At 63.3% G+C, this 15,451-nt stretch carries 12 protein-coding genes; 5 read left to right on the top strand and 7 right to left on the bottom strand.

Annotation, left to right across the window (positions count from 1 at the left end):
* Positions 1–79 precede the first annotated feature (79 nt).
* The 5 genes from EJ068_RS01575 to EJ068_RS01555 form a co-directional block, all read right to left on the bottom strand.
* Positions 80–751 (bottom strand): DUF1345 domain-containing protein, encoded by a 672-nt coding sequence (locus tag EJ068_RS01575; protein WP_127252924.1) that lies wholly within the window; start codon positions 749–751, stop codon positions 80–82.
* Between the two features lie 25 nt (positions 752–776).
* A complete protein-coding gene (locus EJ068_RS01570; RefSeq protein WP_127252925.1) occupies positions 777–1,232 on the bottom strand; it encodes a YaiI/YqxD family protein in 456 nt (151 codons plus the stop codon).
* A gap of 31 nt (positions 1,233–1,263) precedes the next feature.
* Positions 1,264–2,013 (bottom strand): hypothetical protein, encoded by a 750-nt coding sequence (locus EJ068_RS01565; protein ID WP_127252926.1) that lies wholly within the window; start codon positions 2,011–2,013, stop codon positions 1,264–1,266.
* 110 nt (positions 2,014–2,123) lie between these two features.
* The gene (gene gfa, locus EJ068_RS01560; RefSeq protein WP_126060495.1) at positions 2,124–2,693 is read right to left on the bottom strand and encodes an S-(hydroxymethyl)glutathione synthase; all 570 of its coding nucleotides are present in this window, start codon (positions 2,691–2,693) and stop codon (positions 2,124–2,126) included.
* Positions 2,694–2,758: 65 nt separating this feature from the next.
* Entirely contained in the window at positions 2,759–3,886 is a 1,128-nt protein-coding gene (locus EJ068_RS01555) for an S-(hydroxymethyl)glutathione dehydrogenase/class III alcohol dehydrogenase (protein WP_127252927.1), read from the bottom strand.
* A 248-nt stretch (positions 3,887–4,134) separates the two neighbouring features.
* Here EJ068_RS01555 and EJ068_RS01550 point away from each other — a divergent pair, with 248 nt between their 5' ends.
* A complete protein-coding gene (locus EJ068_RS01550; protein ID WP_127386438.1) occupies positions 4,135–6,147 on the top strand; it encodes an acetyl/propionyl/methylcrotonyl-CoA carboxylase subunit alpha in 2,013 nt (670 codons plus the stop codon).
* A gap of 122 nt (positions 6,148–6,269) precedes the next feature.
* Positions 6,270–9,797 carry a DNA polymerase III subunit alpha gene (gene dnaE / locus EJ068_RS01545; RefSeq protein ID WP_129554448.1) on the top strand — a complete coding sequence of 1,176 codons (3,528 nt, stop codon included), beginning with the start codon at positions 6,270–6,272 and terminating at the stop codon, positions 9,795–9,797.
* A gap of 1 nt (position 9,798) precedes the next feature.
* Here the strand turns inward: dnaE and EJ068_RS01540 are convergent, their stop codons facing one another.
* Positions 9,799–10,686 (bottom strand): DMT family transporter, encoded by an 888-nt coding sequence (locus EJ068_RS01540; protein WP_128315527.1) that lies wholly within the window; start codon positions 10,684–10,686, stop codon positions 9,799–9,801.
* A 215-nt stretch (positions 10,687–10,901) separates the two neighbouring features.
* Between EJ068_RS01540 and EJ068_RS01535 the strand changes: the two genes are divergently transcribed.
* Positions 10,902–11,405, top strand: coding sequence for a hypothetical protein (locus tag EJ068_RS01535; RefSeq protein ID WP_128315526.1), 504 nt, complete (start codon positions 10,902–10,904; stop codon positions 11,403–11,405).
* 64 nt (positions 11,406–11,469) lie between these two features.
* Here EJ068_RS01535 and EJ068_RS01530 read toward each other — a convergent pair whose 3' ends face one another.
* A complete protein-coding gene (locus EJ068_RS01530; protein ID WP_127253015.1) occupies positions 11,470–12,798 on the bottom strand; it encodes a DNA polymerase IV in 1,329 nt (442 codons plus the stop codon).
* Between the two features lie 65 nt (positions 12,799–12,863).
* Between EJ068_RS01530 and EJ068_RS01525 the strand changes: the two genes are divergently transcribed.
* Together EJ068_RS01525 and EJ068_RS01520 are read left to right on the top strand one after the other, a co-directional pair.
* Positions 12,864–13,439, top strand: a complete 576-nt coding sequence (locus EJ068_RS01525) for a GNAT family N-acetyltransferase (RefSeq protein WP_127253014.1) — start codon at positions 12,864–12,866, stop codon at positions 13,437–13,439.
* Between the two features lie 101 nt (positions 13,440–13,540).
* Positions 13,541–15,121 carry a hypothetical protein gene (locus EJ068_RS01520; RefSeq protein ID WP_127253013.1) on the top strand — a complete coding sequence of 527 codons (1,581 nt, stop codon included), beginning with the start codon at positions 13,541–13,543 and terminating at the stop codon, positions 15,119–15,121.
* Positions 15,122–15,451: the final 330 nt, after the last annotated feature.

Genomic DNA, 15,451 nt, shown 5'->3' with positions numbered 1-15,451 from the left:
GGCAGGCGGCTTCTCAGGTCCTTGTCTTCCCCTCAATACGTCACCGCACAAGGCAATGTTTCATGCGATCACGGATTTATTACGGAGGGCCTAGGCTGACCGCGAGATTGACCGCCGCGGCAACGATCACCGTGTTGAAGAAAAAGCTCAGGATCGAGTGGACAAGCACGACAAGGCGCATTTGCGAGGTGGTTATGGCGGTGTCCGCCGTCTGCGCCGTCATGCCGATGACCGTCGCGAAATAGAGGAAGTCCCAACCTTCTGGTCTTTTGCCGCCGGGAAAATCGAGGCCGCCGACCGGCATTTTCTTCTGGGTTTTCTGATCGATCTCGCCTCCATCCTTCCAATAGACATGCGCATAGTGAAGCGACGCCATGGCGTGGATGGTGAACCAGCCGAGCGGGATCGACAGCATGGCGAAGGCAAGCTGCCAAGGGTGCGCCGCATCTTTCTGATTGATCAAAAGAAACAGCGAGACGATGGCCGCAACGACGACGAAGAACGTGACGGCGAAGATAAGCAGCACGGGCATGTCCGTCGCGCGCGCGTTCCTGCTGAGATAGCGGCCGGTGAGGCTCGGCATCAGCGCCAGCACCATGGCGATATAGCTCACGAAGAACACATTGGCGCCGATGGAGTAGGGGAGCGGTGCCTTGAGCAGAAGAGCCACCAGTAGGGCGACGATGCCGATCGCAAAGGCCAGTGCGAACTGCATGTGGCGATGCATCGGCGTCTTGAGGTCTTCACCCATGGGTCGGGTCCCTGAAGACGTTGGATCAATCCGGTGTGACGGATTTGAGCGCGCGCCGCAAGATGCGGTCGAGCTCGCCTAGAAACTGCGACCTGTCCTTTTGCGTGAAGGAGGCATTGAAGCCGCGGCTTTCGCCGGTCTCGCGCAGATGCTGCTTCAGATCGCGCATCGCCACCGCCATGCCGATGGTTTCCGGGGTGAACGGGCGTCCGGTCGGCCCCAGCACATGCGCGCCGAGCGCCACCGTGCGCGCGGCAAGCGGAATGTCGGCCGTCACCACGATGTCGCTCTCCCTGGCGTTCTCGACGATCCAGTCGTCCGCGGCATCGGCGCCTTTGGAGACGACGACATTGCGGATCATCGGATCGCGCGATGGGCGCAGGCCGCCATTGGAGACATAGGTGACGACAACCCCATGACGCTCGGCGACCTTCTCGACCTCGGCCTTGACCGGGCAGGCGTCGGCATCGACGTAGATCATGATTTCCCGAGCGATCGGCGACTCCTGGCGGCTATTTGTCTTCCGGCGCCAGTTCCACCAGCAACCGAGTGACGATCATGTCACGCAGCACGATGCCCTCCGGCACCCCGGCGGCGGTGATGGCCACGAGTCTGGCTGTATTCTCGCTTTGCATTTTCTGCAAGGCGTCGACGTTGCTGGCCGTGTCGGCGATGGATTTGTCGGAGAAGCCGCCGACCGTCCGAATCGCCGCCGGATCGGACCCCCGCAGGACAGCCATCAGACGGCTGATCTGCTCAGAGTTCCTGTTATCGGTCAGCTGCGCCAGCACGACGCTGCCCTTGGCTGAGGCGACATACTTTCCGGCAGGGTCGATGACCACTACCGACATGTCGGGATCATGTTGCGATAGGACACGGATATACTCTGCAATGACGGGCGCCTGATAATAGTCGCCACGGCCAAGCTGCAAAGTCATGCTCACCGGCTTTCCCGGCGCCAAATTGCGATCGACATTCTCAAGCTGGACGAAGTCGCCCTTGGCGACGAACTCGCCTTCGACAATGGAAGAACTGATCGGTATCGGGTCGATTGTCTTCTTGGCTTCCTCGCGGAATTTCGCGCCCCAGCCACCCGGCCCGGTGAACTCGCTGATATCGCCGGACACTACCCCATAAGCGAGCAACGGAATGATCATGAGAGCGATCAGGGTTACACTGTCGCCAAGGGAAAACCGTTTGATGCCATAAGCGAGAACTATCCCGATCAAGAGCACGGCCGCTGCGATGGCTGTTGCCAGCATTTGTCCCTCCGGGCGAACGTCGACCAATGGGCGATCTTTCGATCGCCCATTGGCAATTTCCATGAAGCATTTCACGCAGGAGCGCCCGGTCGTCACCGGACCGACTGGGCTCAGGCCGGCAGCGCGCCGGACTTCTTCGCCGTCCAGGTGGCCATATAGTCCATCAGGCCGGGGTTGAGGCAGTCATAGGGCTCGAGCCCAATCGATCTCAGTTGCGCGCGGATACCGTCCATGCGGCTGGGGTCGACGCCGGATTCGATGATCGAGGAGACGAAGGCGGCGAAGCCCGGCGGCGACCAGCCGTCCTCTTCGAAGCGTTCCGGATGGATGAAGGACAGGCCTTTGAAGGGATGGTCGCGCTCGACCGGGCCATGCATGTGGACGCCGCAGCCGGTGCAGGCGTGGCGCTGGATCAGCGCCGAAGGATCGACCACCTTCAGCTTGTCTCCATTCTCGGTGACGGTGACGTCGCCGGTACCGGCGACGGCCACGACCGAGAATATGGCGCCTTCCGGCTTCCAGCATTTGGTGCAGCCGCAGGCGTGGTCGTGAGCGATCTGGCCCTTGACCTTCACCTTCACAGGGTTGCTGGTGCAGAGGCAGACCAGCGTGCCGCCGGAGAAGGATGCGCTTTCCTTCGGCAAGCCATTGTCAATCTTCGGATGCAGTTTTTCGGCCATTCCATTCCTCCCATGTTTTACCACAGAGGTCGCCGGCGTTCCGGCCTGCGGCCTAGTGGCTTTCCTCAGTAAACCACGACGCTCCGGATCGACTTGCCCTCATGCATGAGGTCGAAACCCTTGTTGATGTCCTCGAGCTTCAGCGTATGGGTGATCATCGGATCGATCTCAATCTTCTTTTCCATGTACCAGTCGACGATCCTGGGCACATCGGTGCGGCCGCGCGCGCCGCCGAAAGCGGTGCCCATCCAGGTGCGGCCGGTGACCAGCTGGAAGGGCCGCGTCGAGATCTCCTGGCCGGCGCCGGCGACGCCGATGATGACCGACTTGCCCCAACCGCGATGCGAGGCTTCCAGCGCCTGGCGCATCACCTTGGTGTTGCCGGTGCAGTCGAATGTGTAGTCGGCGCCGCCGATCTGGTCGGCGCCGCGCTTGGTCATGTTGACCAAGTAAGGCACGATGTCGCCGTCGATCTCCTTCGGATTGACGAAATGCGTCATGCCGAATTTCTCGCCCCAGGCCTTCTTGTCGTTGTTGACATCGACGCCGATGATCATGTCGGCGCCGGCCAGACGTAGCCCCTGGATGACGTTGAGGCCAATGCCGCCGAGGCCGAAGACGACGGCCGTCGCCCCTTGCTCGACCTTGGCCGTGTTGATGACGGCGCCGATGCCCGTGGTGACGCCGCAGCCGATGTAACAGATCTTGTCGAAGGGCGCGTCGGGATTGACCTTGGCGACAGCGATCTCCGGCAGCACGGTGAAGTTGGAGAAGGTCGAGCAGCCCATGTAATGGAACAGTTTTTCGCCGCCGAGCGAGAAGCGCGAGGTGCCGTCGGGCATCAACCCCTGGCCCTGTGTGGCGCGGATGGCGGTGCACAGATTGGTCTTGCGCGACAGACAGGACGGGCACTGGCGGCATTCGGGCGTGTAGAGCGGGATGACATGGTCGCCCTTCCTGACCGAGGTCACACCCTTGCCGATATCGACGACGATGCCGGCGCCCTCATGGCCCAGGATCGCCGGAAACAGCCCTTCCGGATCGGCGCCCGACAGCGTGAACTCGTCGGTGTGGCAGATGCCGGTCGCCTTGACCTCGACCAGAACCTCACCCTCGCGCGGACCTTCGAGGTCCACCTCCATGATCTCCAGCGGCTTTCCGGCGGCAACGGCAACGGCGGCACGCGTTTTCATGAGGCATTCCTCCCAAGCGATCTGTAAGTTTTAGCTAACGGCAGGCTGCCCGTGGCGAATGCCAGCCTGCCATCATTTAGTGTTGGGGTAACATTAGCGAGTTCCGTGCGGACGGCCAATGTCTCTTGCGACGTTTTTCGGCGCGGTTTCTGCAATCGGTGCCAGCCTTGGGAGCCTGCCCGTGGCACTTGAGGCGCGCCGGAATTATCCATAGAACTGGTCCGCTTCGCCGGAGGAACGACATCCGAATGTTCAAGAAGATCCTAATCGCCAATCGCGGCGAGATCGCCTGTCGCGTCATCAAGACGGCGCGCAAGATGGGCATTGCCACCGTCGCGGTCTATTCGGATGCCGATCGCGATGCCGTGCATGTCGAAATGGCCGACGAAGCGGTGCATATCGGCCCACCGCCCGCCGCGCAGAGCTATCTCCTGCCGGAGAAGATCATCGCCGCCTGCAAGGAAACCGGCGCCGAGGCCGTCCATCCGGGCTACGGCTTCCTGTCGGAGCGCGCCTCATTTTGCGAGGCGCTGGAGAAAGAAGGCATCGTCTTCATCGGACCGAAGTCCAAAGCCATCAAGGCGATGGGCGACAAGATCGAATCGAAGAAGTTCGCCAGCGAAGCCAAGGTCTCGACCGTGCCTGGATGGCTCGGTGTCATCGAAGATGCCGACCATGCCGAGCGGATCGCCGGCGAGATCGGCTATCCGGTCATGATCAAGGCCTCGGCCGGCGGCGGCGGCAAGGGCATGCGCATCGCCTGGAGCCAAGCGGAGGTGCGCGACGGCTTCGACCGGGCGCGTTCGGAGGCGAAAAGCTCCTTCGGCGACGACCGCGTCTTCATCGAGAAATTTGTCGTCGATCCGCGCCATATCGAGATCCAGGTGCTGGCTGACGCGCATGGCACGGCGCTCTATCTCGGTGAGCGCGAGTGCTCGATCCAGCGCCGCAACCAGAAGGTGGTCGAGGAGGCGCCGTCGCCATTCCTCGACGCCAAGACCAGGAAGGCGATGGGCGAGCAGGCGGTGGCGCTGGCGAAAGCCGTCGACTACCAGAGCGCCGGCACGGTCGAGTTCATCGTCGACAAGGACAAGAACTTCTATTTCCTCGAAATGAACACGCGATTGCAGGTCGAGCATCCGGTGACTGAACTGGTCACCGGCATCGACCTGGTCGAGCAGATGATCCGCGTCGCCGCCGGGGAGAAGCTCGGCATCAAGCAGAGCGATGTGAAGCTCAACGGCTGGGCGGTGGAAAGCCGCCTCTATGCCGAGGATCCTTTCCGCAACTTCCTCCCGTCGATCGGCCGGCTGACCCGCTATAGGCCGCCGCAGGAGGGCACGTTCGGCGACATCGTCATCCGCAACGATACCGGCGTCACCGAAGGCTCCGAAATCTCGATGTTCTATGACCCGATGGTGGCGAAGCTCTGCACCTGGGCGCCGACAAGGCTTGAGGCCATCGACGCCATGTCGGAGGCGCTCGACAGCTTCCTCGTCGACGGCATCGAGCACAACATTCCGTTCCTTTCGGCGCTGATGCAGCACCCGCGCTGGCGCGAGGGACGGCTGTCGACCGGCTTCATCGCCGAGGAGTATCCGGACGGTTTTTCGCCGGTCGCGCCGGATGGCGAGGAGAGGGCGGTTTTCGCCGCCGTCGCAACCGCGATCGAACTTTTGCGCCGCGACCGGCTCGACCGGCTGAGCGGCCGGCTGGCGCCGCATTCCGGCCATCTCAAGCGCGACTGGGTGGTGAAAATCGGCGCAGCCTATCTTCCGGTCGAGATTGTCGACGGCATGGTCTCGATCCCGATGGAGGTCGATCTGTCGATCGACGGCGGCAAGCCGCTGACCGTTGCCTCCGACTGGCGTCCAGGCGATGCGATCTGGCATGGCACGGTCGGCGGCAGCCGGATCGCGGCGCAGGTCCGGCCCGTGCTGAACGGTCTTCGCATCGCCTGGAAAGGCATGTCGGTTACGGTTCAGGCCATGCTGCCGCGCACCGCGGAGCTGGAAAGGCTGATGCCGGAAAAGCTGCCGCCAGACACCTCGAAGATGCTTCTCTGCCCGATGCCGGGCCTCGTCGTCTCGATCGCGGTGGCCGAGGGCCAAGAGGTCAAGGCCGGCGAGACGCTTGCCGTGGTCGAGGCCATGAAGATGGAAAATGTGCTGCGTGCCGAGCGCGACCTCACGATAGCCAAGCTCAACGCCAAGCCAGGCGACAGCCTGGCGGTCGATGCGGTGATCATGGAGTTCGCCTGAGAAGAGGCGGTAGCCAGCCGGCCTAAGCCTGTGCCCTGTCGGTCATTTGTGCTGGACTGGCACGGCCGCGTCCGGGACAATACATCTCAACAGATTGAGTCTTTGGGACAGCGCGAAAAAACATGGCGGATGAACGACTTCCACGCGATCCGTTGCAGCGCGAAGCAGCCGTGAGGGCCGCGCGGCCGGAAGCGCCGGCGCGGACCTTTATCCATTTGCGCGTGCACTCGGCCTATTCGCTTCTCGAAGGCGCGCTTCAGCTTGGCGCGATCGTCGGCCATGCGGTCAAGGACGAGGCGCCGGCGATAGCGGTCACCGACACCAACAATTTGTTCGGCGCGCTGGAATTCGCCCAGAAGGCGGTCAAGGACGGCGTCCAGCCGATCATCGGCTGCCAGGTCGATCTCGCCTTTTCCGGCGAGGCGAGCGATGGCCAGCGCGACCGTCGCCGGCATGGGCCGGAGATGTCGCCGGTCGTGCTGATCGCCGCCAGCGAGGCTGGCTATGCCAATCTCGTGCGGCTGATCAGCAAGGTGTATCTGGAGACGCCGCCCGGCGAGCCGGTGCACCTCACCAGCGCCATGCTGGAAGGCCGGTCCGATGGGCTGATCTGCCTGACCGGCGGCCCGCGCGGTCCGATCGGCAGCGCGCTCAAAGCGGACCGGCGCGACCTCGCCGAACAGCGGCTGCTGTTCCTCAAGGGTCTGTTCGGCGACAGGCTCTATGTCGAGCTGGAGCGGGTCGCCGGCTATGACCGCATGGTCGAAAAGTCGACGGTCGACCTTGCCTACACGCACGACCTGCCGCTGGTCGCCACCAACGAGGCGTTTTTCTCCAAGCGCGAGGATTACGAGGCGCATGACGCCCTGATCGCCATCGCCGAGGGATCAGTGGTCGCAGCGGACAATCGCCGGCGGCTTTCGCCGGACAATTTCCTGCGCAGCCAGGCCGAGATGGCGCGGCTGTTCTCGGACCTGCCGGAAGCGATCGACAACACGGTCGAGATCGCGATGCGCTGCTCCTACTATCCGAAGAACCGCAGCCCGATCCTGCCGCGCTTCACCGGCGCCGACGCGGCCGACAAGGACGCGGCGGAAAAGGCGGAAGCCGCAGAGCTTGCCCGCCAGGCGCGCGAGGGGCTGGAGGCGCGGCTTGCCGCGCACGGCCCGACGCCGGGCTACACGGTCGAGCAATATCGCGAGCGGCTCGAATTCGAGCTCGGCATCATCGAGAAGATGAAGTTTCCGGGCTATTTCCTGATCGTCGCCGACTTCATCAAATGGGCGAAATCGCAAGGAATTCCGGTGGGGCCGGGGCGCGGTTCGGGCGCCGGTTCGCTGGTCGCCTATTCGACCACCATCACCGACATCGACCCGCTGCGTTTCTCGCTGCTGTTCGAGCGCTTCCTCAACCCAGACCGCGTCTCGATGCCGGACTTCGACATCGACTTCTGCCAGGACCGCCGCGAGGAGGTCATCCGCTACGTCCAGCAGAAATACGGCCGCGACCAGGTGGGCCAGATCATCACCTTCGGTACGCTGCAGGCGCGCGCGGTGCTGCGCGACGTCGGCCGTGTGCTGCAGATGCCTTACGGCCAGGTGGACAAGCTCTCAAAGATGGTGCCGCAGAACCCGGCCAATCCGGTCAAGCTGGCGGATGCGATCGCCAACGAGCCGCGCTTCGCCGAGGAAGCGGAGAAGGAGCCGATCGTGCAGACGCTGCTCGACACGGCGCAGAAGCTCGAAGGCCTGTACCGCCACGCCTCGACGCATGCCGCCGGTATCGTCATCGGCGACCGGCCGTTGTCCGAGTTGGTGCCGATGTACCGCGATCCGCGCTCGGACATGCCGGTCACCCAGTTCAACATGAAATATGTCGAGCAGGCCGGGCTGGTGAAGTTCGACTTCCTCGGCCTGAAAACGCTGACCGTGCTGGAAACGGCGGTGAAGCTCATCCGCCGGCGCGGCGTCGACATAGACCTTGCCCGCATTCCGCTCGACGACAAAGAGACTTACTCGATGCTGTCGCGCGGCGAGGTCGTCGGCGTGTTCCAGGTTGAAAGTGCCGGCATGCGCAAGGCGCTGATCGGCATGCGGCCGGACTGCATCGAGGACATCATCGCGCTGGTGGCGCTCTACCGCCCCGGCCCGATGGAGAACATCCCGACCTACAATGCCAGAAAGCATGGCGAGGAGGAGATGGCCTCGATCCATCCCAAGATCGACCATCTGGTGAAGGAAACGCAAGGCGTCATCGTCTACCAGGAACAGGTGATGCAGATCGCGCAGGAGCTGTCCGGCTATTCGCTCGGCGAAGCCGACCTCTTGCGCCGCGCCATGGGCAAGAAGATTCGCGCCGAGATGGACAAGCAGCGCGAGCGCTTCGTGTCCGGCGCGGTCGAACGCGGCGTCTCCAAGCCGCAGGCCGACTTCATCTTCGATCTTCTGGCGAAGTTCGCCGACTACGGCTTCAACAAGTCGCATGCCGCCGCTTATGCGGTGGTGTCCTATCAGACCGCCTATCTCAAGGCGCATTACCCGGTCGAGTTCCTGGCGGCGTCGATGACGCTCGACATGAGCAACACAGACAAGCTGGCCGACTTCCGCCAGGACGCCATGCGCCTCGGCATCGAGGTGGTGGCGCCGTCGGTGATGACCAGCTTCCGCCCGTTCGAAGTGGGTGAAAACAAGATCTTCTATTCTCTGGCGGCGCTCAAAGGCGTGGGCGAGGCGGCGGTCGAGCACATCGTCGCCGTGCGCGGCGAGAAGCCGTTCAAGAACCTTGCCGATTTTTGCGAGCGGGTCGATCCGAAGATCGTCGGCAAGCGCGTCTTCGAAAGCCTGATCATGGCCGGTGCGCTGGATTGCTTCGGCAACGACCGCGCGCAGATGATGGCTGGGGTCGAGCGGATGATGGGGCTTGCCTCGCTGGCGCAGCAGAACGCCATCTCCGGCCAGGCCGACATTTTCGGCGCATCGCTCGGCAGCCAATCGCAGGCGCTCAACCTGCCGGCGACCGACCCTTGGCTTGCAGCCGACCGGCTGCACCGCGAGTTCCAGGTGGTGGGTTTCTATCTCTCCGCGCATCCGCTGGACGAGTACAAGGCCGCGCTTCAGAAGATGCGGGTGCAGAACTGGGCGGAATTCTCGGCCGCCGTCAAACGGGGCGCGGCCGCCGGGCGGCTTGCCGGCACCGTCACCACCAAGCAGGAGCGCAAGACCCGCACCGGCAACAAGATGGGCGTGGTGCAGTTTTCCGATACGACCGGCCAGTATGAGGCGGTGCTGTTCTCGGAAGGCCTGGCGCAGTATCGCGACATGCTGGAGCCCGGCCGCTCGGTGGTGATCACCGTTTCGGCCGAAGACCGGCCGGAAGGCATCAATCTGCGCATCCAGACCGTGCAGTCGCTGGAAGACGAAGCCAGCCGCATCCAGAAGGCGCTGCGCATCTTCGTGCGTGACGCAGCACCCCTCGGCACGCTCGCCAACCAGCTTTCGGTCAAGGGCGAAGGGCAGGTGAGCTTCGTGCTGATCAAGGATGCAGGACAGGGCGAGGTCGAGATCGAGCTGCCCAGCCGCTACCGCATCTCGCCGCAAGTGGCGTCGGCAATGCGCGCGGTGCCGGGCGTGGTCGAGGTGGAGTTGGTTTAGCTCAGGGCGTTGCCGCCTCAGCCTCCGCCACTTGCGGCGTCTTCTTCTGCAAATTGAGCAGGTTGCCGGCCAGAATCAGCGCCGCGCCGCCGGCGGTGAAGATGTCGATCTGTTCGTGATAGAGCAGCCAGCCGACAAACGCCGACAGCGGCACCCGCAGGAAATCCATCGGCGAGATGAGGGTGGCGTCCGCATAGGCCAGTGCGCGCGCCATGCAGAAGTGCGACGACATGCCTGTGAAAGCGATTACCACGATCCATGGCCAGAGCGAAAGCGGCGGGTTGCGCCACTCGTAGAGCGCGGGCAGCAGGCCGAGCACCGACTGGATGATCAGCATCCAGAAGATAATGCGCACGACGCTGTCTGTCCTCGTCAGCGATTTCACCATGACCACCGAACAGCCGAAGCAGACCGCGGCGCCCAGTACGATGAGCTGCCCCGGATTGACCGAGCTGACGCCTGGACGCACGATGATGATCACCCCGATCAGGCCGAGCACGATAGCCGTCAGCCTGGGCCTGGAGAGCCGTTCGCCAAGAAAACCGACTGCGAAAACCGCGGTCCAGATCGGTGTGGTGAATTCAATGGAAATCAGCACGGCGAGTGGTATCAGCGTCAGCGCATAGAGCCACGCCGCCTGGCCGGTATAGTGGATGACATTGCGGGCGATATGCGTAAACGGGCGTTTCGTGAGCATCGCCCGGAAGCCGCCGCTTGTCATCACCAGCGGCAGCAGGATGAAGAAACCGATCACCGAGCGCAGCTCCAGCACCTGGAAGACGTTGAGATCGCTGGTCGTGGCGCGGCCGGCAACGGTCATCGCCAGGAAGGAGGCGATTGACAGCGCCATCCAGAATGCGGCTTTGGGGATCGAGGGAGCGGGTGCCATTTGGGGCTCTATCTCGCAAGCCCGGACCTGGCCTGCAACCGTTAGCGACGTTATTCCACTGGGCCAGGGATTCGTGTCAAAAAACAGTCATCGCCGCGGCGGAACCTGACGCCTGGGCATCCGTTAAGCCCACGCCTTCCGTCGGCAGGCGCCGGCCGAACCGTTTCGTACTTTTCCTGGAATTGTACTAGTGATCGCGAGAGGGGAACGCCTTGATGAAATCGACCGCTGCCTTGCTGGCCGCCGCCTGTCTTTTCTGCGCGACCGGCGCGCATGCCGACGAGGCGGCCTGCCTGCGTTCGCTGCAGGGCGAGTTTTCCGGCAAGGGAACGGTCAGGATCAGGACGAACACGCCGGTGATGAACATCAACTGCACCTTCACCTCGGACGCGACGGCGGACTCGCTGTCGCTCGACGGCACCTGCCGCGCGCTGCTGATCATGTCGCGCGAAATCCGCGCCGACCTGAAGGTCAGCGGGGCGAGCTACACCGGCACCTATATCGGCTCGCGCAGCGGACCCGCCGGGCTCAACGGAAGCCGCAAGGGCGATGCGATCGACCTCGACATCCATTGGGCGAAAGTCGTCAATGGCGACCGCGACGCGGAGCTGACGGTCGAGAAGATCGGGCCGGACAATATGCGCATGACGGTGACCGACATGGATCCGGCCACCGGCAAGATGGTGGTGACCAGCCGGATGGATCTGAAGCGCAACTGACCGTTGCTTTGACGCAATTCCGGACGGAAAACCGCTCACACTTTTCCTGGAATTGCTCGAAACCTCAATCCTCCAGCGGCTCGGGCGGATTGGCGGCACGGCCCTTGCCGAATGTATAGCCGGTCTCGACCGCTTTCCTGCCGAACTTGTCGCGCAACGTGTCCATCGCGCCTTCGGCCAGCGCGCGCTTGCGCGACTGGATGTCGACCAGGTCGGGCGGGTCGGCCTTGTCGTCATTGGAGAGATCGCTGACGCCGATGCCGAGCAGGCGGAACTTCGTGCCGTCGGCTTCGCGGCGCAACAGGTCGAGGCCGGTCTGGAAAATGCGGTCGGCAAGGCGCGTCGGATCGCCGAGCTGGCGGTTGCGGGTGCGGGTCTTGAAATCCTGGGTCTTCAGCTTCAGCACCACGGTGCGCCCCGCAATGCCGGATTTCTTCAGCCGGGCCGAGACCTTTTCCGACAGGCCGCGCAGCACCGGCACCAGTTCCGACAGGGCGCCGATGTCATTATCGAAAGTGGTTTCGGCCGACACGCTCTTGGCATCGCCGCCGGGGTCGACCGGGCGGTCGTCTTCGCCGCGCGAGAGCCGGTAGAGCCGGTCGCCCATGACGCCATAGCGGCGCATCAGGTCGCCGCGCTCCATGCGCTGCAATTGCGCGATCATGCGGATGCCGTCGCGCTCCAGCGTCGCGGCCAAAGCCTTGCCGACGCCCCAGATCAGCGTCACCGGCTGCGCGGCGAGGAAGCTTGGCGCCTCCGCTTCGCCGATCACCGAAAAGCCGCGCGGCTTGCGGAAATCCGAGGCGATCTTGGCCAGGAACTTGCAGTAGGAAAGGCCCGCCGAGACGGTGATGCCGAGTTCCTTTTCCACCGTCTGCGCGAAGCGCGCCAGCACCAGCGCCGGCGGCATGCCGTGCAGACGCTCGGTGCCGGCGAGGTCGAGAAACGCCTCGTCGATCGACAGCGGCTCGACCTGCGGCGTCAGCGCCAGCATCAACGCGCGGACCTGGCGGCCGACGCCGACATATTTCTCCATATTGGGCGGGATCACCACCGCTTCCGGGCAGAGTTCCAGCGCCTTGAACATTGGCATGGCCGAGCGAACGCCCTGGATGCGGGCGATGTAGCAGGCGGTGGAGACGACGCCGCGCCGGCCGCCGCCGACGATGACCGGCCGGTCCTTCAGCGCCGGATTGTCGCGCTTTTCGATCGCCGCGTAGAAGGCGTCGCAATCGATATGGGCGATCTTCAGCCGGTAGAGCTCGGCGTGTCGGACAAGGCGCGGACTTCCGCAGCGATCGCAGCGCCGCGTCTCAGAGCGCTGGAACGCCAGGCAGTCACGGCAAAAACCGTGTTCGGGATTGTTGACAGGAGCCGCCATCGCTGCGAACATAAAGAGAACAAACGCAATGGTACGACAGCGCAGGGCTGGCAACAAGCTTGGCCTGGGGAGAACGCATGAGCACGACCATAGCACCGCTGACCCCCGAGCGCTGGGCCGATTTCGAGGACCTCTTCGGCAAGCAGGGCGCCTGTTACGGCTGCTGGTGCACGCATTTCCGGCTGGCACCGGCGGAGCGCCGCGCCAGCGACAAGGAGCGCAATAAGGATCTTATCAAGGCGCGCGTCGAGGCAGGTCCGCCGCCGGGGCTCCTGGCGTTCGAGGAGGGCAAGGCCGTCGGCTGGATGCAGGTCGGCCCGCGCGCAGACGTGCCCGAGTGGAACAATCAAGGGAGGGGTTCGGCGCCGGTTGACCCGGCCGACGCCGGCGACCCGGATGTCTGGGCGATCTCCTGCTTCTTCATCCGCGTCAAAGCGAGGGGCCGCGGCGTCACGCACCGGCTCGTCAAGGGCGGCATCGCCTTCGCCCGCGAGAATGGCGCGAGGCTGCTGGAAGCCTGCCCGATCGACCTGTCGCGCGATTCGCGTTCGATCGGGCTTTTCGTCGGTTCGTCGCGGGTGTTCGAGAAGGCCGGCTTCGAAAGGCTAGTGGAGCGCAAGCCCGGCCGGCCGCTGATGCGGCTGGTGCTTTAGCCGGATACGCTTTTGGCCTACAGTCGGCGTCTTGCGGCTGTAACGCTTCTTGCCTACCAGAAGCACCATTGTTTCGTCTTCCGACAGCACGGAGAACCGACGTGAAGCGTATTTTGCCACTTGCCTTTGCCCTCGCGCTCAGCGCGCCAGCCTTTGCCCAGACCGTGGACAATCAAGGCGCCAAGCAGCTTTCCGACGATCTGGCGCGCTATTTCGGCAAGCAGGCGTTCGACAAGGGCGTGCTCAAGGTTTCGGTGGAGGGCGACGCCTACAAGATCGCGCTCGACATCAAAGCGCTCGTCAATGCGGTGCCGGAGCAGAAGCTCCTGAAGTTCGACATGGCCCCGTACGCGCTGATGGTGAAGCCGCGCAGCGACGGGTCGTGGGACGTCTCGTCAAATTTCTCGCAGGGCGCCTCATTCGAGCTCGAAGGGCCGGAGGGCCGCCAGAGCATGGAATTCACGATCAAGGACGGCAAGCTGACCAGCGTCTACGATCCGGCCCTTGCGGCCTTCACCAATGCAACCAGCTCCTTGGCCGGGATGACAATGACGTCCCGGGACGCCAAGCAGCAGGCCGATGCCTCGACCGGCGCCGGCACCGCCACGGTTGTCGCGACCAAATCCGCCAGTGGCGGCGTCGACTTCAGGGCGACTCAAAAGGTCTCGGACTTCGTCGAGACCATCAAGATCAACGATGCCGACAACGGGATGAATTTTCCGCTTACCTTGAAAACGCCGGAACTTTCCGTTGACGCAAACGGCAAGGGCGTCCGGACCAAGCCGCTGCTCGACCTGCTCGCCTTTGCCGTGGCGAATGAGGACGAAGCGAAACTCAAGGCGAACCAGGCAGAGCTCAAATCGCTGATGCTGGCCGCGCTGCCGATCTGGCAAAGGATCGACGGCAATTACGGCTTCAAGGATTTCGAGGTGGAGAGCCCTGTCGGCAAGTTCGGGGCGAAGCAATTCAGCACCGCATTCGGCATGGACGGCGTCTCCCAGAACGGCAAGGTCGATTACACGATCAAGGCATCGGGGCTGACGATCCCGCATCAGACCCTGCCCGAATGGACCACCCCCTTGCTGCCAACCGACGTCGACCTGAATTTCGGCGGCGCCAATATCGATCTCGATACGATGGCGAAGAAGGCGATCGAAGCCTTTGATCTCAATAAGGAACCACCGCTTTCGGATGAATTCGGCAAGGCTCTGGTCGCCGATTTCAAGGCCAAGAATCCCAAGGTCGTCATCGGGCACAGCACGGTGAAAAACGGCGACATCGAGGTCGCGCTGGAAGGCGAGATGACATTTCCAGGCGAGAAACCGGATGCGAGCGTGACCATCGACGTCGCCGGCTATGACAAGATCGTCGATGCCCTGAAGGAAGGCGCCAAGAGCGATGAGCAGATGGCGCAGGCCTTTCCCTTTGCCCTGGCCGTCAAGGGCTTCGGCAAGACGTTGCCGGACGGTCGCCTGGAGTGGGTGATCAACACCAAGGCCGATGGGTCCGTCGCGGTCAATGGCGCTATGCTGAAGGGCCCGGACGAGGTCCAGGACGACAGCGCGGGACAGGACGACAATTCGAGCGGCGATGACGGCGCGAACGGAACGGACGATTCCACCGGAGGCGACGATTCGGACGGCGGCGACAATGGCGGGGCGGGCGCAAAGCTGCAGCCCTGAGCGTTTAAGCTAGTTCCCAGACACAGGGATCTTGAAGGGTTGCCGTTTGTTCCGGCGCAAGATTTTCCGTTCATTTCCGTGAACTCAGCGCAAACGCCTGGGATTGGTTGAAGCCGACTCCAACGTCGTCATTCTATGGCGGAGCAAGGAGCGGAGCGACGCGCGCAGACCATAGAATCCATGCCGTGACTTGGAAGCGCCGCCACGGTGCGGAATTCTGCTCCGTTGCACGCCTTGGCGAAGGTAACGGCATGGATTCCAGGGTCTTCGCGACGGAGCTTCGCTCCTGCTCCGCCCTGGAATGACGATCGCGATGGGCGTTTCGGCCAA

It is taken from the genome of Mesorhizobium sp. M2A.F.Ca.ET.043.02.1.1 (assembly GCF_003952405.1).
Classification (GTDB): Bacteria; Pseudomonadota; Alphaproteobacteria; order Rhizobiales; family Rhizobiaceae; genus Mesorhizobium.
This window is presented reverse-complemented; position numbering and strand designations above follow the sequence as displayed.